The sequence below is a fragment of the Streptomyces sp. NBC_01429 genome (genome assembly GCF_036231945.1).
Lineage (GTDB): Bacteria > Actinomycetota > Actinomycetes > Streptomycetales > Streptomycetaceae > Streptomyces.
The window spans coordinates 7,018,150-7,039,833 of the sequence record NZ_CP109599.1; the positions used below are offsets into that span (position 1 = coordinate 7,018,150).

Genomic DNA, 21,684 nt, shown 5'->3' on the forward strand with positions numbered 1-21,684 from the left:
TGATCAGAGCCCGTCCGCCCGCGGATCAGCGCCCGTCGGCGCCCGGTGCGCGGGGCCCGGCCGGGGGCCCGCTCAGTTCACCCGCCCGTACCAGACGCTCCTGGACCAGATCTTCTCCAGCCGCACGAGGGCGCCGGTCTTCGGGGAGTGCCAGATCTTGCCGCTGCCCGCGTAGATCCCCACGTGGTAGACGTTTCTGCCCGAGTGGAAGAACACCAGGTCTCCCTTGCGCCGCTTCGAGGACGAGACGTGACGCGTCTTGTTGTACTGCTGCTGCGCGGTACGCGGGAGCTTCTTGCCGGCCTTCTTGAACGAGTAGGCCGTCAGCCCCGAGCAGTCGAACCGGTACGGTCCCGTGGCCCCGTACTTGTACGGCGAGCCCTTCTTCGACGCGGCCACCTTCAGCGCCTTGACGCCGCGTGTGGCCGCCTCGGCCTCGGACGCGGCGCCCGGTACGAGCAGCGTGCCGCCGACGGCGGCGAGTGTGAGGACCGATACCGCGCCGGTCCTGGACAGCAAAGACGGGACATATGTCTGCGCAGTCATGCGCAACCCTTCGTCAGCCGCCTGTGAAGGATGACCTGTCGGGTTCGGGCCGGCGAAGTCGCCCGGCCGCGGAGCCCTGTCGGAGACAGTTCCCGCGGCTTCACCCCAAGGGACGACCACGACCGGCGTCGTCCCGTACTGATTGGGTCCTCCACTCCTGCCGATCCACTCCTGTCGACTCAGACACCCGGAACGGCGGCAGGACTCGGCGTCCGCCCGGATCGCCCCGCCGGGGGTGGCGGGGGCTTGTCGTCCCAGGGATCTTGACCCAAGAACGCGCCGATTTCCGAGCTGAAACGACGATATGTGAACTTCCTCACGGCTGACCCATAGGAGTGGCGAAGGGGTTTTTCCTACCGGGTTCCTGACGCCCGATGAGGTCCGCGCCTGCGGGAATCCGGGGCCGCGCCATAGTGGCCCGGCCTCGGCGCGCAACTCGACTCCCCGCAGATGTCCCGGCAGTTCATACGTTGAACGGGTGAGGGTTTCTCATATGGACGCGTCCGTACGGGAGCAGCTCGCCGCGCCGCGCCCCCGTTTCGCTCCCGCCGCGCCGCTTCCGCGTCTCACCCGTCGACGGAACCGAGCCGGCGCGCGGAGGTCTTGCGGCTCTCGATCACGTGGTCGATCAGCCCGAACGACCTGGCTCCCGGCGCGTCGAGGATGGTGTCCCGCTCGATGGAGTCCGCGATCCGGTCCTCGCTCTGTCCGGTGTGCCGGGTCAACATCGAGATCAGCAGGCTGCGCTGACGCAGCATCTCCTCCGCGTGGATCGTCAGATCGGACGGCTGGCCGCGCACGGCCTCCTCGGCCCTCGGCTGGCACAGCACGAACCGGGCGCCCGGCAGGGCCATCCGCTTCCCCGGCGTCCCGGCGGCCACCAGGACGGCGGCGGTCGAGGCGGCCTGCCCGAGGCAGGTCGTCTCCACGTCGCAGGTGACGAGCTGCATCGTGTCGTAGATCGCGGACATGGCGTCGACCGAACCGCCGGGCGAGTTGATGTAGACCCGGATGTCCTGGTCGGGCGCGTCGTATTCGAGATGGACGAACTGCGCGATCACGTCGTTCGCCGAGGTGTCGTCGACGGCGGTGCCGAGAAAGATGATCCGGTCCGCGAAGAGTTTGGAGTACGGGTCGAGGGTCCGGCTCCCGTTGGTCGTCCGCTCGGTGAACTCGGGCAGGACGTAACGGGCCGAAGGGCGGTTCATGGGCATGCCTCTCCTCGAAAGCGCGGGTATCCGCAGCGTGCGCGTCTGTGAAAAATGTACAGGACGTACAGAACGTCGTCAGGCTTACGCGTGCGGCCCACGGAGGGGGGAGAGGTAGGGGGAGAGGCGGGGCCCGCCGTCCGGTCCGGACCTGCCGGGCGCCGGTGCGGGGAAATAGGCTGGGGGTCATGGCCTACGAGATTCCGGTGACGCAAGCGCGGGCAGAGCTCGCCGATCTGATCAACCGTGTCGTGTACGGCGGCGAGCGCGTGGTCGTGACGCGGCACGGGAAGCCGCTGGTCGCACTGGTCTCCGCCGCCGATCTGGAGCGGCTCGAAGGCGAGCCGGAGCAGGCGGAGGAGCAGGTGATCAGCTCGGTGTCGACGATCCGCCCGGCGGTGTCGTCGTCCGGGCCGCAGGAGCGGCGCCGCTTCGGAATCGCGGCCGAACACCGGCCGGAGCACGACTGACACAGTGCGAGCGGCATCCCGCGAGTGACGTGTGCGGCTCGCGAGGGGTGTGTACGGGGAAGCCGCGCGCCCCCATCCGCTACAGCGGGGGCGCGCGGCCGGTCGGAGGGGCCGGGGCGTCAGCCGACGGGTACCGGCGTCGCCGTACGGTCCTCGGTCGCCGGGGCGTCGTCGGCGGGCGCGCGCCTGCGGATCCGTCCGCCGACGAGTACCGCCGCCAGCCCGAGCGCCGCCCACAGGGAGAGCGTCAGCACCGGGGTCCCCGCCGCGCTGCCGTCGAAGTACGCGACCGACCGGAGCAGCGAGCCGCCCGCGCCGGGCGGCAGCCACTGGCCGATCGCCCCGACGGGCGCCGGCAGCAGCTCGGGCGCGCTCGTCACGCCCGAGAACGAGTTGCCCAGCAGCACCATCAGCACGCCGCCGACGGCGAACCCGGCCTGTCCGATCAGCGCCGCGAGCCCGGCGACCGCCGCGCCGATGGCCAGTACGGTCAGCCCGATCGCCCCGGCCTCCGCCCACCAGTCGCCGGTGAGCGCCGCCAGCCAGTTGTGCGTCAGGGCGGTGACGGCTGTTCCGGCCGCCCCCGCCGCGCCGGTCAGGCCGAGCGCGGCCCACGCCCCGCGCAGCCCCAGTACGGTCACCGCCACGCCGGTCACCATCCCGGCCAGCGCCAGCGGCAGCAGGCTCGCGCCCAGCACGCCGCCGCGTGGATCGGCCGAGGGGGTCGGCACCACGTCGACCACGGTGACGGAGTCGGGCCCCGGCGCCCCGGCGGTCACCGCCTGGGAGAGGAGCTGGGCCACCACCGGGCCCGCCGCCGACGCCGTCAGCAGGCGCATGCCCTCGGGCCCCGCCACCACGGCGCCGTATACGACCCGGTCCTCGACGGCCGTGCGGGCGGCGGCCTCGTCGGCGTAGCGGTGGACGTCGAAGGCGCCCGGACGGCGAGGTCGACCTCTCCGCCGGTGCGGTCTACCGCTACTTCGGCGGCAAGGAGGAGCTGATCGGAGCCATCGCCACCGAAGTGCTCGGCGCCGTCCGGGGGGCCTTCGACCGGGCCGCGCGCACCCGCCCGCTCCTGTTGCCCGACGCGCTGCTGGGCGAGGTCATGCGGGAGGTTCTGGAGGGGGGCGGCCTGGTGGTGGGCGGCGACCTGCGCACGTCGGCGCGGCTGATCGTCCAGGTGTGGGCCGAGACGCTGCGCAACGAGGAGCTGGCGGAGATTCTCCGCGACGGGTTCGATGGGCTGCGCGCGGTGTGGATTCCGCTGATCGAGGCGTACCAGGAGACCGGTCTGATGCGGGCGGACGTGCCCGCCCTCGATGTCGCCAGGACCATGATCGCCACGGCGCAGGGGTTCATGGCGCAGCAGGCGCTCTTCGGTGAGGTGCCCATCGAGGTCCTCCAGAACGGGCTGCGTGCCCTGATGTCCATGGGTGGCGACGGGCCCGGCGCCGTGCCCGCTGTTAACGCGCCGGTAAAACTTCCGTCCTAATGTGCGCATCCGGCTGTGAAAGTCTCGGTCGGTGTTCAACGAAATGTTGAATGTGGCTAGGCTCGCGCCGCGCCCGGCCGTCACCCGGGCCGGAGACGACCCGGAGGACGTTGAGGTGGAAGCGTGCAACTGACACCCCATGAGCAGGAACGCCTGCTCATCCATGTGGCCGCGGATGTGGCCGCCAGGCGCCGGGCGCGCGGACTGCGGCTGAACCATCCCGAGGCGGTCGCCCTGATCACCGCGCATCTGCTCGAAGGCGCCAGGGACGGCAGGACCGTCGCCGAACTCATGGTGTCGGGCCGCGAGGTGCTCGGCCGGGACGACGTCATGGAGGGCATCCCCGAGATGATCCACGACGTCCAGGTGGAGGCCACCTTCCCGGACGGCACCAAGCTCGTCACCGTCCACGACCCGATCGTCTGACGGGGGAGCGCCGCCGATGATTCCCGGAGAGATTCTTTACGCGGAGGAGCCGGTCGTCCTCAACGAGGGCCGTGAGGTCACCTCGCTGACCGTGCTCAACACCGCCGACCGGCCCGTCCAGGTCGGCTCCCACTACCACTTCGCCGAGGCCAACCCCGGTCTTGAGTTCGACCGCGCCGCCGCCCGCGGCAAGCGGCTGCACATCGCCGCGGGCACCTCGGTGCGGTTCGAGCCCGGGATCCCCGTCGCCGTCGCACTCGTACCCCTCGCCGGACTGCGGGTCGTCCCGGGCCTGCGGGGAGAGACCGGAGGATCTCTCGATGACTGAGCAGCCCAGCACCGGCCGGACCGCGCTGTCCCGCGCCCGGTACGCCGATCTCTTCGGACCCACCACCGGCGACCGGATCCGGCTCGCCGACACCGATCTGCTGGTCGAGATCGAGGAGGACCGCTCGGGCGGCCCCGGACTCGCCGGGGACGAGGCGGTGTTCGGCGGCGGCAAGGTCATCCGCGAGTCGATGGGCCAGTCCCGTACGACCCGGGCCGAGGGCGCGCCCGACACCGTCATCACCGGCGCCCTGATCATCGACCACTGGGGCATCATCAAGGCCGACCTCGGGATCAGGGACGGCCGGATCACCGGCATCGGCAAGGCCGGCAACCCCGACACCATGGACGGGGTCCACCCCGATCTGGTGATCGGCCCCGAGACCGAGGTCATCTCGGGAAACGGGAAGATCGTCACCGCCGGCGCGATCGACGCGCACGTCCACTTCATCTCGCCGACCATCGTCGACCAGGCACTGTCGAGCGGCGTCACCACCCTCATCGGCGGCGGCACCGGGCCCGCGGAGGGCACGAAGGCCACCACCATCACCCCGGGGTCCTGGCATCTGGCCCGGATGTTCGAGGCGTTGGAGACCTTTCCGGTCAATATCGGGCTGCTCGGCAAGGGCAACACCGTCTCGCGCGACGCGATGCACGCCCAACTGCGCTCCGGCGCGCTCGGGTTCAAGATCCATGAGGACTGGGGCGCCACCCCCGCCGTCATCGACGCCTGCCTGGGCGTCTGCGAGGAGACCGGCGCGCAGCTCGCCATCCACACCGACACCCTCAACGAGGCGGGCTTCGTCGGTGACACCCTCGCCGCCGTCGCCGGGCGTACCCTGCACGCGTACCACACCGAGGGGGCGGGCGGCGGGCACGCGCCGGACATCATCACGGTCGTCTCCGAGCCGTACATCCTGCCCAGCTCCACCAACCCGACCCGGCCGCACACCGTCAACACCATCGAGGAACACCTCGACATGCTGATGGTCTGTCACCACCTCAACCCCGCAGTGCCCGAGGACCTCGCCTTCGCGGAGTCCCGCATCCGGCCCTCCACCATCGCGGCCGAGGACATCCTGCACGACCTCGGGGCGATCTCGATCATCTCCTCCGACGCCCAGGCGATGGGGCGGGTCGGGGAGGTCATCATGCGGACCTGGCAGACCGCGCACGTGATGAAGAAGCGCCGGGGCGCCCTGCCGGGCGACGGCCGTGCGGACAACCACCGGGCCCGCCGCTATGTCGCCAAATACACCATCAACCCGGCCGTCGCGCAGGGACTCGACCACGAGATCGGCTCGGTCGAGACCGGCAAGCTCGCGGATCTGGTGCTCTGGGACCCCGCCTTCTTCGGCGTCAAGCCGCAACTCGTCATCAAGGGCGGCCAGATCGCCTACGCGCAGATGGGCGACGCCAACGCCTCCATCCCGACGCCCCAGCCGGTGCTGCCCCGGCCGATGTTCGGCGCCCTGGGCAGGGCGGCGGCGGCCGGTTCCCTCAACTTCGTCTCGGAGGCGGCGATCGAGGACGGACTGCCCGAACGACTCGGCCTGCGCAAGGCGTTCGTCCCGATCCGCAACACCCGGCGGCTCAGCAAGGCGGACATGCGGGAGAACGACGCGCTGCCACGCGTCGAGGTCGACGCCGACACCTTCACGGTGACGATCGACGGCGAGCCGGTCGAACCCGCGCCCGCGGTCGAACTTCCGCTGGCCCAGCGCTACTTCCTCTTCTGATGAGCGTCTCCACGAAGGGTTGCGGCGGTACGGGGGCCACGACGGGCGGCGCGGGAGTCGCGCGGGGCGCGGGCGGCCGGGCCGCACTGCTCGTCCTCGCCGACGGCCGGTTCCCCGCCGGCGGCCACGCCCACTCGGGCGGCGCCGAACCGGCCGTCAAGGCGGGCCGGATCAAGGACGCCGGCGACCTCGCGGAGTTCTGCCGGGGCCGGCTGCACACCACCGGCCTGACCTCGGCGGCGCTCGCCGCCGCCGCGGCCGGTGGCCTGGACCCGCTGGAACTCGACACGGCGGCCGACGCCCGCACCCCCTCGCCCGCGCTCCGCGCCACCGCGCGCAGACTCGGCCGCCAGCTGATGCGCGCCGCCCGGGCCACCTGGCCGGGCCCCGAACTGACCGCGCTCGCCGCCGCCCTGCCGCGCGGCGCGCACCAGCCGGTGGTGCTCGGCCTCACCGCCAGGTCCGCCGGACTCGGCCCCGAGGACGCCGCGTACTGCGCCCTGTACGAGGCGGTCAGCGGCCCGGCCACCGCCACCGTACGGCTGCTCGGGCTCGACCCCTTCGAGGCCACCGCCGTGCTCGCCCGGCTCGCGCCCGAGCTGGACGAGGTCGCGGCCCGCGCCGCCGAGCGGGCCGCGCTGGCGGCGTACGAGGGGACCGACGCGCTGCCCGCCGCCTCCGGGCCCCTGCTCGACATCACCGCCCAGGCCCACGCCGCCTGGCCCGTCCGGCTGTTCGCCTCGTAACCCCATCCCGCCGCTACCGCCACCGGAGTCCAGGAGCCGCACCATGCATCTCGACCACAGTCACGAAGGACCCGCGGCCGTCAGCGCCGACGCCGTGCGCCCCGACGGCCGGCGGCGCGCGCTGCGCGTCGGTCTCGGCGGGCCCGTCGGCTCCGGCAAGACCGCGACCGTCGCCGCGCTCTGCCGCACCCTGCGCGACCGGCACTCCCTCGCCGTCGTCACCAACGACATCTACACCCGCGAGGACGCCGAATTCCTGCTCAGAGAGGCCGTCCTGCCGCCCGAACGCATCCAGGCCGTCGAGACCGGGGCCTGCCCGCACACCGCGATCCGCGACGACATCTCCGCCAACCTCGAAGCCGTCGAGGACCTGGAGGAAGCCGTGGGGCCGCTCGATCTGATCCTGGTGGAGTCCGGCGGCGACAACCTCACCGCCACCTTCTCCCGGGGACTCGTCGACGCGCAGATCTTCGTCATCGACGTGGCGGGCGGCGACGACATCCCGCGCAAGGGCGGCCCCGGCGTCACCACCGCCGATCTCCTCGTGATCAACAAGACGGACCTCGCGCCGTACGTCGGCTCCGACCTCGGCCGGATGGCCCGCGACGCCAAGGAGCAGCGCGGCGAACTGCCCGTGCTGTTCACCTCCTTGCGGGGCGAGGACGGCGTGGCCCCCGTCGCCGACTGGGTGCTGGCGCGGCTCGCCGCCTGGACGGCGTGAGCGTCCGCGCCACCGCCCGGATCGTCGCCACCCGCGCCGGACTCCCGGTGCTGGCGGGCGAGGGTCCGCTCGCGGTACGCCGGACCCGCGCCGAGGGCCCGGGCAGCCGGGTCACCGTGGTCGGCGCGATGAGCGCGCCGCTCGGCGGCGACCGGCTGGCCGTCGAGGTGGAGGTACGGGACGGGGCCCGGCTCACCGTGGACTCCGCCGCCGCGACCGTCGCCCTGCCCGGACGCCGCGACGGCGCCGACGGCCCGGCCCACTACGACGTGCGGCTGACGGTGCGGGAGGACGCCCGGCTCTACTGGCTGCCGGAGCAGCTCATCGCGGCGCACGGCAGCGAGCTGCGCATGCGCACCCGCGTCGAACTCGCCGCCACCGCCCGGCTCGTGCTGCGCGAGGAGCAGATCCTCGGCCGCCACGGGGAACCGCCGGGCACCCTCCTCAGCAGGCTGACCGTCCACCGCGCCGGACGCCCGCTGCTCGACCAGGAGGCCGGTTACGGTCCCGGCGCGCCCGGTGGCTGGGACGGCGGAGCGGTGCTCGGCGGACATCGCGCCGTCGGGCAGCTGCTCTGCGTGGCGCCCGAGTTCGAGGAGAAGCCGGTGGCGCCCCGGATGCTCGGCGACACCGCCGTCCTCACCCCGCTCGCCGGACCGGCCTTTCTGGTCACGGCGGTCGCACCGGACGCGCTGCGGCTGCGCCGGGTGCTGGACGGCGTACGCGAGGACCTGTGGGGCGATGTACACGTCGCGGGACTGGACGCGTACCGCTGAGCGGTACCACACTCTCCGGTTATTGGTTCGGTAAAGAAAGGGCCGCCCGGCCTGTTCTCAGCCGCCTCACAGGCGGAAAGATCGGGGAGCCCGACAGAAAACCGATCCACCGAATACAGGGGACCGCGCCGCGGGAGCGGCGCGCCACACAGGGGGAGAAACCACTTGAGACGCACCACAGTGCTCGGTTCGGCCGGCACTCTGATAGCGGGCACGCTCATAGCCGGCGCGATCGCCGCCCCGATCGCGAGCGCGGACGGCAGCGACGGCCGGGCGGCGGGCGGCTCGGCGGCCGTCGAGGCGGCCCGTGAGACCGCTCGTGAGGCAGCCCGTGAGGCGGCGGCGAACGCCGCGGCGGCGAGTGGCACGGCCCTCGCCGCCGCCCGCGCGGCGAAGCAGGGCGTCGACTGGCGCGACTGCCCGGCCGACTGGGCCCTGGAGAAGCCGATCCAGTGCGGCTGGGTGAAGGTTCCGCTCGACTACGCGAAGCCCCACGGCAAGCAGATCGAGATCGCCGTGGACCGTATCGGCTCCACCGGCACCAAGGGCGAACGCCAGGGCTCCCTGGTCTACAACCCGGGCGGCCCCGGCGGCTCCGGCCTGGCCTTCCCGCGCCGCGTCGTCACCAACAACGCGATCTGGGCGGACGCCGCCAAGGCGTACGACTTCGTGGGCTTCGACCCGCGCGGCGTGGGCCACTCCGCGCCCATCTCCTGCGTCGACCCGCAGGAGTTCGTCAAGGCGCCGAAGGCCGACCCCGTACCCGACAGCGAGGCCGACAAGCGCGCGCAGCGCAAGCTGGCCGCCGAGTACGCGGCCGGCTGCAAGGAGCGCGGCGGCGAGATGCTGCCGCACATGACGACGCCGAACACCGCGCGCGACCTGGATGTCATCCGGGCGGCGCTCGGTGACAAGAAGCTGAACTACGTCGGCGTCTCCTACGGCACCTACCTCGGCGCCGTGTACGGCACGCTGTTCCCCTCGCACGTACGGCGCATGGTCGTCGACAGCGTGGTGAACCCGTCGAAGGAGAAGATCTGGTACCAGGCCAACCTGGACCAGGACATCGCCTTCGAGACCCGGTTCCAGGACTGGATGAAGTGGGTCGCGAAGAACGACGCCGCGTTCCACATCGGCGACACCGAGGCGAAGGTCGCCCAGCAGTGGGACGCGCTGCGCGCCGCCGCCAAGAAGGAGCCGCTCGGCGGGGTCGTCGGCCCCTCCGAACTCCTCGACGTCTTCACCAGCGCGCCGTACTACGACTCCGCCTGGGTGTCGACCGCCACCCTGTGGAGCAAGTACCTCGCGGGTGACACCCAGCCGCTCATCGACGCGGGGTCGCCGGACCTGTCGGACACCGCGGGCAACGCCAAGTCGGAGAACGGCAACGCGGTCTACACCGCGGTGGAGTGCACCGACGCCAAGTGGCCGGCCGACTGGAAGACCTGGGACCGCGACACCACCCGGATCCACCGCGACCACCCCTTCCTCACCTGGTCCAACACCTGGATGAACCTGCCGTGCGCCACCTGGGGCGTCAAGCAGCAGACCCCGGTGGAGGTGAAGACCGGCAAGGGCCTGCCGCCGGTGCTGATCACCCAGTCCACCCGGGACGCGGCCACGCCGTACGCGGGCGCGGTCGAGTTGCACATGCGCTTCAAGGGCTCGCGCCTGATCACGGAGAAGGACGCCGGCTCGCACGGCATCACCAACCTGGTCAACCCGTGCGTCAACGACCGGGTGAAGGCGTACCTGCTGACGGGATCGGTCGACAGCGGCGATGTGACGTGCGACCCGCACGCCACGCCCAAGCCGTAGCCGTAGCCGCGCAGTTCACGTGACAACGGCAGGCTGATGACAACGGCAGGGGGCGACCGATCGCACACCGGTCTCCCCCTGCCGGGCAGTTCGTACGGACCCGCTCGGTGCGAACCAGCTCGGTGAGAACCTGATCTGCGCGCACCCGCTCTCAGAACGCCTCGCCCCGGTCGTGCGACTCCAGCCAGGCGTCCTCCGCCGCGTACCCGAAGAGCCGGTCGGCGCCGTAGCCGCGGACCATGTTCGGGAAGACCTCCGTCCACTCCCGGTCGCGCACCTGCTCGACCAGCCACTCGACGGTCGCCGGCAGCGACTCGACGTAGCCGGTGACGGCCCGGTACCCCAACTCCCGCTCTGCGGCCGACATGTCGAGGACGACCGGGTGCTCGATGCCCCAGGGGTGCGTGCCGATCACCCCGTCCGGGGACGGCCCCTCCAGCAGCACGGTCTCGGTCTCCCGGCCCAGCACCGCGTCGATCGCCGCGCCGATCTCCGTGACCGTCGGAGCCTGCGGATCGCCCGCGTTGAGCACCCGCGCGCCGGGCTTGCGCGCCGCCAGCCTGATCAGCTCGGCCAGATTCGAGACATGGACGGGGTGGAAGCGGCTCGTGCCGCCGAAGGCCAGCACGCGTCGGCGCCGGCCGTCCAGCGCCCGCTTGACGAAGTACAGCTCGCGCGGTGAGCGGCTGTACGGTCCGTGAATGGCGCCCGCCCGCAGGAGCGTCACCGGCAGCGTGTCCGACGCCGCCAGCAACTCCCGCTCCAGCAGGGCCTTTCCCCGCGCGTACGTCGCGTCGCTCGGCGCCACGGTCCGCTGGGTCTCGGGAATCGGCACCGGGTAGCGCGGGGAGCCGTCGGGATCGCCCTGGGTCTCGAAACCGCGCCCCTGCTCGTCCTCGTACAGCGCGACGGTGGAGACCACGACCGCCGAGCCGATCCGGTCAGCGAGACCGGTCAGCTGATGGGCGTGCGACCGCCCGGACGCCACCAGATCCACGACGAGATCGCAGCCGTCGCCCACCAGCGCGGCCAGCGCCGCCCCGTCCTCCCGGTCCAGCCGCACCGGCCGGACCCCGGCGGGCCACCGTGCGTCCCCGCCGCCTCCGCGCGACGCCGCGCGCACCTCCCAGCCGTCCTCGGCGAGCGCCGCCACGGCGGCCCTCCCGGTCTGTCCTGTCGCCCCGATCACCACTGCGTCGCCTCTACTCATACGAGGGACGCTATGCGGGCGGCCGCAACGCGCCCAGGGGAGTTCACCCGTGGCGAATCCGCTCTCAGCGTGACGGCCGCACGCCCGGCGGTCCTGTCCCTCCGCCCACCCTCAACTCGGACAGTGACGCAGGTCACATCGGTTGGATCGTGATGATCCGTGGGTCGCGGGGTCCATCCACTGTGGGCGGCCGACGAACGAGCGCGGCCCCCGTGACCCACGTACACCACATGGACCCGAGGAGCACACCATGGCGAACTCCACCACCGCCAACACCGCCACCATCACCGACTCCAAGGCCCGCTCCACCGAACTCTCCGGCGTGGCCACCGAGAGCGCGCTGGTCTCGGAGAAGGGCACCACGACCATCGCGGACGCCGTGGTCCAGAAGATCGCCGGGCTCGCCGCCCGCGAGGTGTCCGGTGTGTACGCGCTGGGCGGCGGCGCCGTGCGCGCCTTCGGTGCGATCCGGGAGCGTATCCCCGGCGCCTCCGCGAGCGTTGGGCAGGGCGTGTCGGTCGAGGTCGGCGAGCGGCAGGCGGCCGTGGACCTCCAGATCCTGGTCGAGTACGGCGTGTCCATCGCCGACCTGGCCCGCGCCATCCGCCGCAATGTGATCGACGCGGTCGAGCAGATGACCGGGCTGGAGGTCGTCGAGGTCAACATCAACGTCAGCGACGTCCACATCCCGGGTGACGACGAGGGCGACGACAAGGCCGAGTCCGGCCGGGTGCGGTGACCCGCGCGGCCTTCGCCGGCCGTCGAACGGCCGGGGCCGGGCAGCACCGGTCCGCCCGGCCAGGCCCCGCCCGCCCCCGTACCCGAATCCGGCCCCCACCACCCCAGGAGACACCCCTATGAGCAGCACCCACACCGGACTGCTGACCGGCCTGGTCCTCGGACTCGCCGCGGCGTTCGGCGGCTTCGGCGCCTTCCTCGTCGTCCTCGTCCTGGGCTTCTTCGGACTGCTCGTCGGACTCCACCTCGACGGAAAGGTCGACCTCGCCCAGCTCGTCGGCCGCGACAGGGGCTGACCGCGATGACCACCACCATGACCGCCACCGAGGCGTCCCCGCAGGGCGCCCCCGGCGCCGGGCCGCCCGCGGCGCCCGGTCCAGGGGAGCGGGGTGTGACCACCATCGCCGAGCGGGCCGTCGAGCGCATCGCCGCGCACGCGGTCACCGAGGTCGAAGGCGTGGGCGGCGTGGGCCGCCGGGTGCTCGGCGTCGCGGTCGGCGCCGGGGAACCCGACGGCGCCGCCACCGTCTCCGCCCGGATCAAGGGCGCCACCGCCTCCCTCGACGTACGCCTGTCGGTGAGCTACCCGGCCTCCGTGGCGCGGACCACCGAGGCGGCGCGCGCCCATCTCAAGGAGCGCGTGGGGGAGTTCACCGGGCTGACGGTGTCACGCGTCGACATCACCGTCACCGCCCTGCACAGCGCCGTCGCCGACACCAGGAGGGTCCTGTGAAACGCCGCCCCCGCCGCTCCGCCCCCGCCACACTCACCGCGCTGGTACTGCTCGCCGCCTGCACGGTCGTCGCCGCGGTCGCCATCCAGATGATCGCGGGACAGACCCCGTGGATCAGCTACGGCGCCGTCGAGGACGACCTGCGCGCCACCCACTGGAGCGACCGGGGCCCGGCCGTAGCGGGCGGCGCCGCCGCGCTGGTCGGCCTGGTGATGGTGCTGGCGGCCGTCCTGCCCGGCAGACCGACCGTCCTGCCCCTGGCGGGCGATCTCGACTCGGGCGCGTCCCGGCGCGGCCTGCGCGGCACACTGCGCACCGCAGCGGCAGGCGTCGACGGGGTCAGCCGCGTCAAGCTCAAGCTGCGCCGCCGCCGGGTCGCCGCCCGGGTCAGGACCGACCGTACGAACACCGAGGGTCTCGCCGACGCCGTACGCACCGCCCTCGAACAGCGCCTCGACCAGATCGACCCGGCCCGGCGCCCGGACGTGAAGGTCAAACTCCGCGCCACCAGGAGCACTTCATGACCGCTCTCAACCGCCCGGCCCGCCTCAACCGCGCGCTGCTGGCCCTGCTCGGCCTGCTCCTGCTCGCCGGGGGCGGCTTCGTCTGCGCCACCCACCTCCGCCGGCTCACCGTGCTCGACCCGGACGCCGCCCTCGTACCCGGCACGGCCACCCCGCCCACCTGGGTGCTGTACGTCACCGCCGGAGCCGCGATCGTCGTCGGACTGCTCGCGCTGCGCTGGCTGGCCGCCCAGCTCGCCCGCAGGCCCCGGACGCACACCTGGCGCCTGGAGCAGGACCCCGACCAGGGCCGCACCGAGCTGGCGGCGAGCACCGCCACCGAGCCGTTCGTCGGCGAGGTCACCACGTACGAGGGCGTACGCACCGCCCACGCCACCCTCGCCGGCACCCGCAGGGCACCCGTCCTCGCCCTGGTGATCGGCGCGGACCAGAGCACCGACCTGGGCGCCGTCCGCGCCCGGCTGGACGCCGAGGGGCTGCCCCGGCTGCGCCGGGCGCTCGATCTGGACACCCTCCCGGTCACGGTCGAGTTCCGCTTCGACACCGTGAGTAAGGACTCCCGCGTCCTGCGCTGAACCGTGCCTCCGGGATTCCGGAGCCGCACCCGGGCCGGCGCCCCGGAATCCCGGGGCGCCGACGCGGCCGTCGCAGCCGAATGGCTCCTTCCCCTACGGAAATGATCACTGAGCGCCTAAACTCTGGCCAAGGCATCAGTGAAGAACCGGTACCGGTACGCGACCCCCTCACCGCGGGGCGACGGACCGGGGAGGAGCGAAGATGGCAGCGCAGCATTCTCCGGAGGACCGCTTCAACACGGGGGAGGCGCACTCGGCGCGCGTCTACGACTACATCCTGGGCGGCAAGGACAACTACGAGGTCGACCAGGAAGCCGGTGACTCGATGTGCCGGGAGTGGCCCGCGCTCCCCGTGCACATGCGCGCCAACCGGGAGTTCATGCACCGCGCGGCCCGCTATCTCGCGCGGGAGAAGGGCATCCGGCAGTTCCTGGACATCGGCACCGGGCTGCCCACCTCGCCCAATGTGCACGAGATCGTGCAGGAGGTGAGCGCGGACTCCCGGGTCGTCTACGTCGACAACGACCCGATCGTCCTGGCCCACGCCCGCGCGCTGCTGACCAGCGCGCCCGAGGGCCGTACCGCCTACATCGACGCCGACATGCGGGACCCGGACGCGATCATCGGCTCGCCCCAGTTCCAGGAGCTGCTGGACCTGCGCGAGCCGGTCGGGCTCATGATCATCGGCATTCTGCACTTCATCCTCAAGGACGACGACGACCACGGCCTGGTCCAGCGCCTGCTGGAGCCGCTGCCCGCAGGCAGCTACGTCGCGATGACCATCGGCACCGCGGACTTCGCCCCGGCCGAGGTCGGCCGCGTCGCCGCCGAGTACGCGCGCCGGGGCATGCCGATGCAGCTGCGTACCCGCGCCGAGTCCGAGGACTTCTTCGCCGGTCTCGAACTGGTCGAGCCCGGCCTCACCCAGGTCCACCACTGGCGGCCCGACGCGGACCAGGAGCCGATGGACGACCGGGACATCGCCATGTACGGCGCCATCGCCCGCAAGCCGGCCTGAGCGAGGCGCGGGGACGCGGGGGCGGCTCGGAGGAAGCAGCTCGCAGGAGGCGGCTCAGAGGAAGCGGCGGATCGGGACGACGGCCGCTTCCCTGACCCGCTGGAGCGGCGAACGGCGCTTCCAGCGGGTCGATTTGATCTCCTCGCTCACCGCGAGGTCCTCCGTGTAGTGACGGTCGAGGGTCGTCGTGAACATGTCGTCCAGGACGGCGAGCATGACCTCTTCGTCGTGGTCGAGCGAGCGCCGGTTGAAGTTGGTCGAGCCGACCAGCGCGGCGACGCCGTCGACCGTGATGACCTTCGCGTGCATCATCGTCGGCCGGTAGTGGAAGATCCGCACCCCGCTGGCCAGCAGCTCCTCGTAGTGGTTCTGGCCCGCGAGCTGGCAGACCCGTTTGTCGGTGTGCGGCCCCGGCAGCAGGATCTCCACCGCCACCCCGCGCCGCGCGGTCGCGCACAGCAGCCCGATGAAGTACGCGTCGGGCGCGAAGTACGCGGTGGCCACCCGTACCCGTTCCTGCGCCGACTCCAGCACGACCCGGAGCAGCGTCTGCATGTCCTGCCAGCCGAAGCTCGCCGATCCGCGCACCACCTGGACGACCGCGCCGCCCTGCGGGCTGTGCTCGACGAAGCGGTCCCGCGTGTCGAACAGGTCCTCGTGACACTCGGCCCAGTTCTGCGCGAAGGCGGCGGCGAGACCGTCCACCGCCGGGCCGCTCACCCGCACATGGGTGTCGCGCCACTCGCTCTCGTCCCGGGCGTCGCCGCACCACTCCTCGGCGATCCCCACCCCGCCGGTGAAGGCCGTCATCTCGTCGACGACCAGTACCTTGCGGTGGCAGCGGTGGTTCTGCTTGAAGGGGGAGAGGTAGAGCGGCTTGCGGAACCAGGCCACCCGCACCCCGGCCTGTTCCATCGCGCGCAGCTGGCCCTTGTCGATCAGCCGGCTGCCGAACCCGTCCAGCAGCAGCCGCACCCGGACACCCGCGCGGGCCCGGTCGGCGAGGGCCTCGGCGAACCGGCGGGCGATGTCGCCCTTCCAGTAGACGAACGTCATCATGTCGACGGTGTGCTCGGCGGAGCCGATGGCGTCCAGCATCGCGGAGAAGATCTCGTCGCCGTTGCGCAGCGGCACCAGGGCGTTGCCCTCGGTCGCCGCGATCCCGATCAGCCGCTCCAGCCGTCGCCGTATCCGCAGCGCGCGCTCCTCGGGGGAGAGCGGCGGGTCCGCCGGCCCCTCGGGGTCCCCGGGGCGGAGCGCGGGCTGCTGCTGGGTGCTGCTCATGGGGTCTACCTCGACGGCGTCACGGTGCGGGAGTGGTGCGAGAGGGGTTGTCGCGCGCGGGGGAGTCGTGCGTGAAGTGGGGAGCGGGCGGACACGGGAGGGGCGGCCCTCTTCGGCGCGGCCCGCTCCCGTGTCCCTTCCGGCGGGCGCGCCGGAGGTCACGCCTCGGCCAGCATGCCCGTCCTGAGCTTGGCGAGCGTACGGGACAGCAGCCGGGAGACATGCATCTGCGAGACGCCGAGCCGCTCGCCGATCTGCGACTGGGTGAGTTCCTGGCCGAAGCGGAACTCCAGGATCTGCCGCTCGCGCGCGTCGAGGGTGGTCAGCAGCGGGGCGAGGGTGTGGAAGTCCTCCACCAGCTCCATGGCCGGGTCGCGGTCGCCGAGGGTGTCGGCGTACGTACGGCTCCCGCCGCCCGGCCCCCCGTCGTCGCCGTCGGCCGGCAGGTCGAGGGAGCCCGCGCTGTAGCCGTTGGCGGCGACGAGCCCCTCGATCACCTCGTCCTCGGTCAGCTCCAGCCGCTCGGCCAGCTCGCCCACCGTGGGCTCGCGGTCCAGCAGGAGCGCGAGGCTCTCCTTGGCCTTGGCCAGCTCGACGCGCAGCTCCTGGAGGCGGCGCGGAACATGGACGGCCCAGGTGGTGTCGCGGAAGAAGCGCTTGATCTCACCGATGATGTAGGGGACCGCGAAGGTGGTGAACTCGACCTCGCGGGAGAGGTCGAAGCGGTCGATGGCCTTGATCAGCCCGACGGTGCCGACCTGGAGGATGTCCTCCATCTCGTCCGCGCCCCGGTTGCGGAAGCGGCTCGCGGCGAACCGTACGAGCGACTGGTTCATCTCGATCAGGGTGTTGCGCGCGTACTGGTGCTCGCGCGTGCCCTCCTCAAGGACCTGGAGCTGGTCGAAGAACAGCTTCGACAGCGCCCGCGCGTCCTTCGGGGCGACCTTTCCGGCGTCCTCGATCCACGGCAGTTCGCCGGTCCGGTCCCGGGTGCCGCCGTCCGGGAGGTCCGTCACCGCCGCGGACGGAGCGGGTGAGGCGGTGGACGTGGCGGCGGACGGTGCGGATATCGGCATGACGTGATCCCTCCCGGAGCTGCTGTTCTGCGATCCTGCGAGTGCCCGGGCGGCCCAGGAGTATGCGCGCACCGGCGAAAAATCTTCGGGCGGTGCGTTCGTGGTGTCTTCGCGGTGCGTTTTCGCCGGGCCTCGCCGGCCGTGATGCCCTCCTGACGCCGCGCGGAGTAGGGTGATTAAAGCGAGGATACGAGGACATGTCGCCATCGGCCGCAGCGTCGAGGGCGTCCTTGATGAGGCCCGGAGCGCGCCATGACCGAATCAGGTGGAGCGACGACGTATGTCCGTGGCAGATGACTCCTCGCAGAGTCCGATCGGTGCGATCGGCAGAGTGACCGTGCCGATCCCGGCCGACGGGCCCGGCGAGGTGCTGGTGTCCGTACGGGGCGGTTCCGAGGCGTACGCGGCCTGGGCGGACCGTCCGATCGGCAGACACCTTCGCGTGATCGTCGTCGAGTCGATCTCGGCGCGGTCGGTGATCGTGGAACCCCTTCCTTCCTGAATCACGGGTCTGAACCACGGGCCTGAATCACGGGGACCCGCACCCGTACGGGGACCCGCCCCACGGGGGAGGCGATCTGCCGGCCGTGATCGGCGGGCAGTAGGACAGGAGTCCGCCATGCTCTTCTGGCATGTACCCGCGCCCAACGAGGCGATGCTCATATCCGGCTCCAAACGGCAGGAGCAGGACACCCAGTTCCGGATCGTCACCGGGCACGGCAGCTTCGTCATGCCCATCAAGCACAAGGTCCGCATGCTGTCCCTGGCGCTGCGCGAGGCGGAGATCGTCGAGGACTGCGTCACCCAGCAGGGAATCCTCCTCAACGTCCGCGCGGTGTCGGTGTTCAAGGTGGGCGACGACGCCGTGTCGATCGCCAACGCCGCCCGCCGGTTCCTGGCGGAACAGGACAGGATGGAGGAGCTGGTCGGCCGGATCTTCGCGGGCCACCTCCGCTCCATCATCGGCGGACTGACCGTCGAACAGATCATCAGGGAACGCGACCGGGTCGCCCAGGAGGTCAAGCAGGGCAGCCACACGGAGATGGAGAAGCTCGGCATCGTCGTGGACGCCCTCCAGATCCAGGAGATCGGCGACGCCACCGGCTACATCCAGAACCTCGCCGCCCCGCACGCCGCCGCGGTCGCCAGCCAGGCGCGGATCGCCCAGGCACGGGCCGACCAGCAGGCGTCCGAGCGTGAGCAGCAGGCCGCCGCGCTCAAGGCCGAGTACGAACGCGACACCGCGATCAAGCGGGCCGGTTTCCACGCCGAGACGGAGCAGGTCAACGCCCGCGCCGCGCAGGCCGGACCGCTCGCCGAGGCCAGGGCCTCGCAGGAGACCATCGAGCAGCAGACCGGGCTGGCCGAGCGGCAGGCACGGCTGGCCGCGCAGCGGCTGGAGGCCGAGGTACGGCGCCCGGCGGACGCCGAGGCGTACCGGCAGCGCACCCTCGCCGAGGCCGCCCGCGACCGGGTGAAGTTCGAGGCGGACGGCGACGCCTACACCGAGCGCACCCTCGCCGACGCCCAGGCCGCCGCGAACACCGCCCGTGCCGCTTCCCTCAAGGACGGCAACCAGGAGCTGATCGCGGCCAACCGCACCGTCGAGAACCTGCCGGCGCTGGCCGACGCCGCCGCCCGCGGCATGGCGGGCGCACACCTGACCGTGCTGAGCGGCACCGACGGGGTGAACGACATGGCGGCGGGTCTGGTGGGCCAGGGCATGGCCATCCTCGACTCGCTCAAGGGCGCGACGGACGGCCTGAAGAACGCCCCGAGCGTCAACGGGAAGCCCTCCCTGCGCGTCACCGAGTCCAACTGACACCGGCTCCCCACCGGCCACACGGGCGGGCCGTACGGTTCACGAACCGTACGGCCCGCCCCTGTGCGTCTCGGCCCTGTGTCGCGGTCAGCTGCGAGTCGCTGCCATCGCGACCGTGATCAGGCACAGGACCACCCAGCCGAACCACAGCCAGCCGCTGCTGCCGAGCGCTGCCGTGTACCCCGTCACCGCGACCAGCGCGCCGACGGTCACCATGCCCATCGTCTTCGTGGATCCGGACATGCGCGTCCTCCTCCAGGCCGGGGCCGTGAAGCCCATCGTCACCCGTGACGAGGGGTTCGCGCTACTGCCCCCGGGCCTGGAGGGAGGCCAGATAGGCGTTGTACCGCGCCAGCTCCTGGTCGCCGTCCCGGTCCGCGGCCCGGTCCGAGCGCTTGGCCTGCCGCTGCTCCGAGCGGTACCACTGGAACACCAGCGCGATCAGCACCAGCACCGACGGGATCTCACTGAACGCCCAGGCGATACCGCCCGCCGCGTTCTGGTCGGTCAGCGCGTCGATCCCCAGCGAGGCCGACGGCGAGCTGTACGTCGCGACCATCGGCTCGCTCGCCATCATCAGCGCGATCCCGAAGAACGCGTGGAACGGCATCCCGGCGAACAGCTCCAGCATCCGGATCACATAGCCGGGCCGGTGCGGCCCCGGGTCCACGCCCATGATCGGCCAGAAGAAGACCAGGCCGACCGCGAGGAAGTGCGTCATCATCGCGATGTGCCCCGTTGTGGAGCCCATCAGGAAGTCGAAGAGCGGAGTGAAGTACAGCCCGTACAGGCTCGCGATGAACAGCGGGATCGTGAACGCCGGGTGCGTGATGACTCGCAGGTAGCGGCTGTGCAGCAGCGCGAGCAGCAGCTCGCGCGGCCCCTTGGCGCCGCGCCGGCCCGCCACCGGCAGCGCCCGCAGCGCCAGCGTCACCGGCGCGCCGAGCAGCAGCAGGATGGGGGAGACCATGCTGATCACCATGTGCTGCACCATGTGCACGCTGAACATGACCATGCCGTAGTCGTTCAGCCCCGTGCACATCATCAGCGCCACGGTCAGCACACCGAAGACGAACCCGATGGTGCGGCCCACCGGCCAGGCGTCGCCGCGCCGGCGCAGCCGCAGCACGGCCCAGCCGTAGAGGGCGAGCGCCAGCGCGCAGCCGATGAGGAAGAAGAGGTCGGGCGAGTACGCCAGCCCCCGCCCCAGCGTGAACGGCGGCAGATCCATGGTCATGCCGTGCCCGCTGTGATCCATCCGTGTGCTCCCGTGGGACGAGCGTGAAACAGTCCGGCCCGATTCACGCCGGTTGTCCGCACCAGAGTAGAACCGCCCCCGGCCGCGTCAGCGGGCGGGGGCGGTTCCGGGCGTCCCCGGGACACGGGTCAGAGCACGCACTCCGCCTCGGCGTAACGCTCGGCGGGCACCGTCTTGAGCGTCTCCACGGCCTCGCCCAGCGGCACCATCACGATGTCCGTGCCGCGCAGCGCCGTCAGCATGCCGAACTCGCCCCGGTGGGTGGCCTCGACCGCGTGCCAGCCGAAGCGGGTGGCCAGCACCCTGTCGTACGCCGTGGGGGTGCCACCGCGCTGGACATGGCCCAGTATCACCGGCCTGGCCTCCTTGCCGAGCCGCTCCTCCAGCTCGGTGGAGAGCTGCCGCGCCACACCGGCGAAGCGCTCGTGGCCGTACACGTCCTTGCCGCCCTCGTCGAACTCCATGGAGCCCTCGCGCGGCTTCGCGCCCTCCGCCACCACGACGATCGCGAACCGCTTGCCCGCCGAGAAGCGCCGGCCGACCAGCTCGGTCAGCTCGTCCATGTCGAAGGGGCGCTCGGGCACCACGATCGCGTGGGCCCCGGCGGCCATCCCGGAGTGCAGCGCGATCCAGCCGGTGTGCCGGCCCATGACCTCGACGATCAGCACCCGCTGGTGGGACTCGGCGGTGGTCTTCAGCCGGTCCAGCGCCTCGGTGGCGACCCCGACGGCCGTGTCGAACCCGAAGGTGACATCCGTCGAGGCGATGTCGTTGTCGATGGTCTTCGGTACGCCGACGATCGGCAGCCCGGCCTCGGACAGCAGGTGGGCGGCCTTGAGGGTGCCCTCACCGCCTATCGGGATGATCGCGTCGAGCCCCAGATCGGCGACGTGGCCCCTGGCCCGCTCCACCCCGTCCCGCAGATGCGCGGGCTGTACCCGGGAAGAGCCGAGGATGGTGCCACCGCGGGCCAGGATGCCGCCCACGGCGTCCAGGTCCAGCTTGCGGTAGTCGCACTCCAGGAGGCCCTTCCAGCCGTCGTGGAAGCCGATCACCTCGTCGCCGTGATCGACGACGGCCCGGTGCACGACGGACCTGATCACGGCGTTGAGGCCGGGACAGTCGCCGCCTGAGGTGAGCACACCAATACGCATAGCCCGGGATACCTTTGCAA

Annotated in this window: 25 protein-coding genes and 1 pseudogene; 17 read left to right on the forward strand and 9 right to left on the reverse strand. The window is 71.9% G+C overall.

Features of this window, described 5'->3' with window-relative positions; genetic code table 11:
• Positions 1 to 72 precede the first annotated feature (72 nt).
• Both OG627_RS30930 and OG627_RS30935 read right to left on the reverse strand, forming a co-directional pair.
• Positions 73 to 546, reverse strand: coding sequence for a C40 family peptidase (locus OG627_RS30930; protein ID WP_329070735.1), 474 nt, complete (start codon positions 544 to 546; stop codon positions 73 to 75).
• A 566-nt stretch (positions 547 to 1,112) separates the two neighbouring features.
• The gene (locus OG627_RS30935) at positions 1,113 to 1,754 is read right to left on the reverse strand and encodes an ATP-dependent Clp protease proteolytic subunit (RefSeq protein ID WP_329070737.1); all 642 of its coding nucleotides are present in this window, start codon (positions 1,752 to 1,754) and stop codon (positions 1,113 to 1,115) included.
• 188 nt (positions 1,755 to 1,942) lie between these two features.
• On the opposite strand from OG627_RS30935, the gene OG627_RS30940 reads away from it, so the two are divergent.
• Complete coding sequence (locus OG627_RS30940; protein WP_329070739.1) at positions 1,943 to 2,224, forward strand: type II toxin-antitoxin system Phd/YefM family antitoxin; 282 nt, start codon at positions 1,943 to 1,945, stop codon at positions 2,222 to 2,224.
• Between the two features lie 119 nt (positions 2,225 to 2,343).
• On the opposite strand, the pseudogene OG627_RS30945 reads toward OG627_RS30940, so the two are convergent.
• Positions 2,344 to 3,171 (reverse strand): annotated as a pseudogene (locus tag OG627_RS30945) (ABC transporter permease); the annotation flags it as partial.
• A 77-nt stretch (positions 3,172 to 3,248) separates the two neighbouring features.
• On the opposite strand from OG627_RS30945, the gene OG627_RS30950 reads away from it, so the two are divergent.
• The 8 genes from OG627_RS30950 (at position 3,249) to OG627_RS30985 (ending at position 10,272) form a co-directional block, all read left to right on the forward strand.
• Positions 3,249 to 3,719 (forward strand): TetR family transcriptional regulator C-terminal domain-containing protein, encoded by a 471-nt coding sequence (locus OG627_RS30950; protein ID WP_329070740.1) that lies wholly within the window; start codon positions 3,249 to 3,251, stop codon positions 3,717 to 3,719.
• Between the two features lie 123 nt (positions 3,720 to 3,842).
• Complete coding sequence (locus OG627_RS30955; RefSeq protein WP_329070742.1) at positions 3,843 to 4,145, forward strand: urease subunit gamma; 303 nt, start codon at positions 3,843 to 3,845, stop codon at positions 4,143 to 4,145.
• A 16-nt stretch (positions 4,146 to 4,161) separates the two neighbouring features.
• On the forward strand, positions 4,162 to 4,473 hold the full coding sequence (locus tag OG627_RS30960; protein ID WP_329070745.1) for an urease subunit beta: 312 nt from the start codon (positions 4,162 to 4,164) through the stop codon (positions 4,471 to 4,473).
• A complete protein-coding gene (locus OG627_RS30965; RefSeq protein WP_329070747.1) occupies positions 4,466 to 6,211 on the forward strand; it encodes an urease subunit alpha in 1,746 nt (581 codons plus the stop codon). The genes OG627_RS30960 and OG627_RS30965 overlap by 8 nt, the downstream gene beginning before the upstream one ends.
• Entirely contained in the window at positions 6,211 to 6,957 is a 747-nt protein-coding gene (locus OG627_RS30970; RefSeq protein ID WP_329070749.1) for an urease accessory protein UreF, read from the forward strand. The genes OG627_RS30965 and OG627_RS30970 overlap by 1 nt, the downstream gene beginning before the upstream one ends.
• Positions 6,958 to 7,000: 43 nt before the next feature.
• Positions 7,001 to 7,678 (forward strand): urease accessory protein UreG, encoded by a 678-nt coding sequence (ureG, locus tag OG627_RS30975; RefSeq protein WP_329070751.1) that lies wholly within the window; start codon positions 7,001 to 7,003, stop codon positions 7,676 to 7,678.
• Complete coding sequence (locus OG627_RS30980) at positions 7,675 to 8,454, forward strand: urease accessory protein UreD (RefSeq protein ID WP_329070752.1); 780 nt, start codon at positions 7,675 to 7,677, stop codon at positions 8,452 to 8,454. Before ureG ends, OG627_RS30980 begins: the two co-directional genes overlap by 4 nt.
• Positions 8,455 to 8,619: 165 nt before the next feature.
• Positions 8,620 to 10,272, forward strand: coding sequence for an alpha/beta hydrolase (locus OG627_RS30985; RefSeq protein WP_329070754.1), 1,653 nt, complete (start codon positions 8,620 to 8,622; stop codon positions 10,270 to 10,272).
• A 151-nt stretch (positions 10,273 to 10,423) separates the two neighbouring features.
• Here the strand turns inward: OG627_RS30985 and OG627_RS30990 are convergent, their stop codons facing one another.
• Positions 10,424 to 11,482, reverse strand: a complete 1,059-nt coding sequence (locus OG627_RS30990) for an NAD-dependent epimerase/dehydratase family protein (protein ID WP_329070756.1) — start codon at positions 11,480 to 11,482, stop codon at positions 10,424 to 10,426.
• 250 nt (positions 11,483 to 11,732) lie between these two features.
• Here OG627_RS30990 and OG627_RS30995 point away from each other — a divergent pair, with 250 nt between their 5' ends.
• From OG627_RS30995 to OG627_RS31020, 6 genes are all read left to right on the forward strand, one after another.
• Positions 11,733 to 12,221, forward strand: a complete 489-nt coding sequence (locus tag OG627_RS30995; protein ID WP_329070758.1) for an Asp23/Gls24 family envelope stress response protein — start codon at positions 11,733 to 11,735, stop codon at positions 12,219 to 12,221.
• Between the two features lie 118 nt (positions 12,222 to 12,339).
• Positions 12,340 to 12,516, forward strand: a complete 177-nt coding sequence (locus OG627_RS31000; RefSeq protein WP_329070760.1) for a hypothetical protein — start codon at positions 12,340 to 12,342, stop codon at positions 12,514 to 12,516.
• A gap of 5 nt (positions 12,517 to 12,521) precedes the next feature.
• Positions 12,522 to 12,953 (forward strand): Asp23/Gls24 family envelope stress response protein, encoded by a 432-nt coding sequence (locus tag OG627_RS31005; RefSeq protein WP_329070762.1) that lies wholly within the window; start codon positions 12,522 to 12,524, stop codon positions 12,951 to 12,953.
• A complete protein-coding gene (locus tag OG627_RS31010) occupies positions 12,950 to 13,477 on the forward strand; it encodes a DUF6286 domain-containing protein (protein WP_329070764.1) in 528 nt (175 codons plus the stop codon). Before OG627_RS31005 ends, OG627_RS31010 begins: the two co-directional genes overlap by 4 nt.
• Complete coding sequence (locus OG627_RS31015; protein WP_329070766.1) at positions 13,474 to 14,052, forward strand: hypothetical protein; 579 nt, start codon at positions 13,474 to 13,476, stop codon at positions 14,050 to 14,052. The genes OG627_RS31010 and OG627_RS31015 overlap by 4 nt, the downstream gene beginning before the upstream one ends.
• 202 nt (positions 14,053 to 14,254) lie before the next feature.
• Positions 14,255 to 15,070 carry an SAM-dependent methyltransferase gene (locus tag OG627_RS31020; RefSeq protein ID WP_329070767.1) on the forward strand — a complete coding sequence of 272 codons (816 nt, stop codon included), beginning with the start codon at positions 14,255 to 14,257 and terminating at the stop codon, positions 15,068 to 15,070.
• A 54-nt stretch (positions 15,071 to 15,124) separates the two neighbouring features.
• Here the strand turns inward: OG627_RS31020 and OG627_RS31025 are convergent, their stop codons facing one another.
• On the reverse strand, positions 15,125 to 16,354 hold the full coding sequence (locus OG627_RS31025; protein WP_329070770.1) for a phospholipase D-like domain-containing protein: 1,230 nt from the start codon (positions 16,352 to 16,354) through the stop codon (positions 15,125 to 15,127).
• A gap of 158 nt (positions 16,355 to 16,512) precedes the next feature.
• Positions 16,513 to 17,430, reverse strand: coding sequence for an RNA polymerase sigma factor SigF (locus tag OG627_RS31030; RefSeq protein ID WP_329070772.1), 918 nt, complete (start codon positions 17,428 to 17,430; stop codon positions 16,513 to 16,515).
• Positions 17,431 to 17,710: 280 nt separating this feature from the next.
• Between OG627_RS31030 and OG627_RS31035 the strand changes: the two genes are divergently transcribed.
• Positions 17,711 to 17,932 (forward strand): hypothetical protein, encoded by a 222-nt coding sequence (locus tag OG627_RS31035; RefSeq protein WP_329070775.1) that lies wholly within the window; start codon positions 17,711 to 17,713, stop codon positions 17,930 to 17,932.
• A gap of 117 nt (positions 17,933 to 18,049) precedes the next feature.
• Positions 18,050 to 19,252, forward strand: coding sequence for an SPFH domain-containing protein (locus OG627_RS31040; protein ID WP_329070777.1), 1,203 nt, complete (start codon positions 18,050 to 18,052; stop codon positions 19,250 to 19,252).
• An 87-nt stretch (positions 19,253 to 19,339) separates the two neighbouring features.
• On the opposite strand, the gene OG627_RS31045 is transcribed toward OG627_RS31040, so the two are convergent.
• From OG627_RS31045 to OG627_RS31055, 3 genes are all read right to left on the reverse strand, one after another.
• Entirely contained in the window at positions 19,340 to 19,495 is a 156-nt protein-coding gene (locus tag OG627_RS31045; RefSeq protein WP_329070778.1) for a hypothetical protein, read from the reverse strand.
• Between the two features lie 61 nt (positions 19,496 to 19,556).
• The gene (locus OG627_RS31050; RefSeq protein ID WP_329070780.1) at positions 19,557 to 20,510 is read right to left on the reverse strand and encodes a cytochrome c oxidase assembly protein; all 954 of its coding nucleotides are present in this window, start codon (positions 20,508 to 20,510) and stop codon (positions 19,557 to 19,559) included.
• A 128-nt stretch (positions 20,511 to 20,638) separates the two neighbouring features.
• Positions 20,639 to 21,664 (reverse strand): 6-phosphofructokinase, encoded by a 1,026-nt coding sequence (locus OG627_RS31055; RefSeq protein ID WP_329070782.1) that lies wholly within the window; start codon positions 21,662 to 21,664, stop codon positions 20,639 to 20,641.
• Positions 21,665 to 21,684 lie beyond the last annotated feature (20 nt).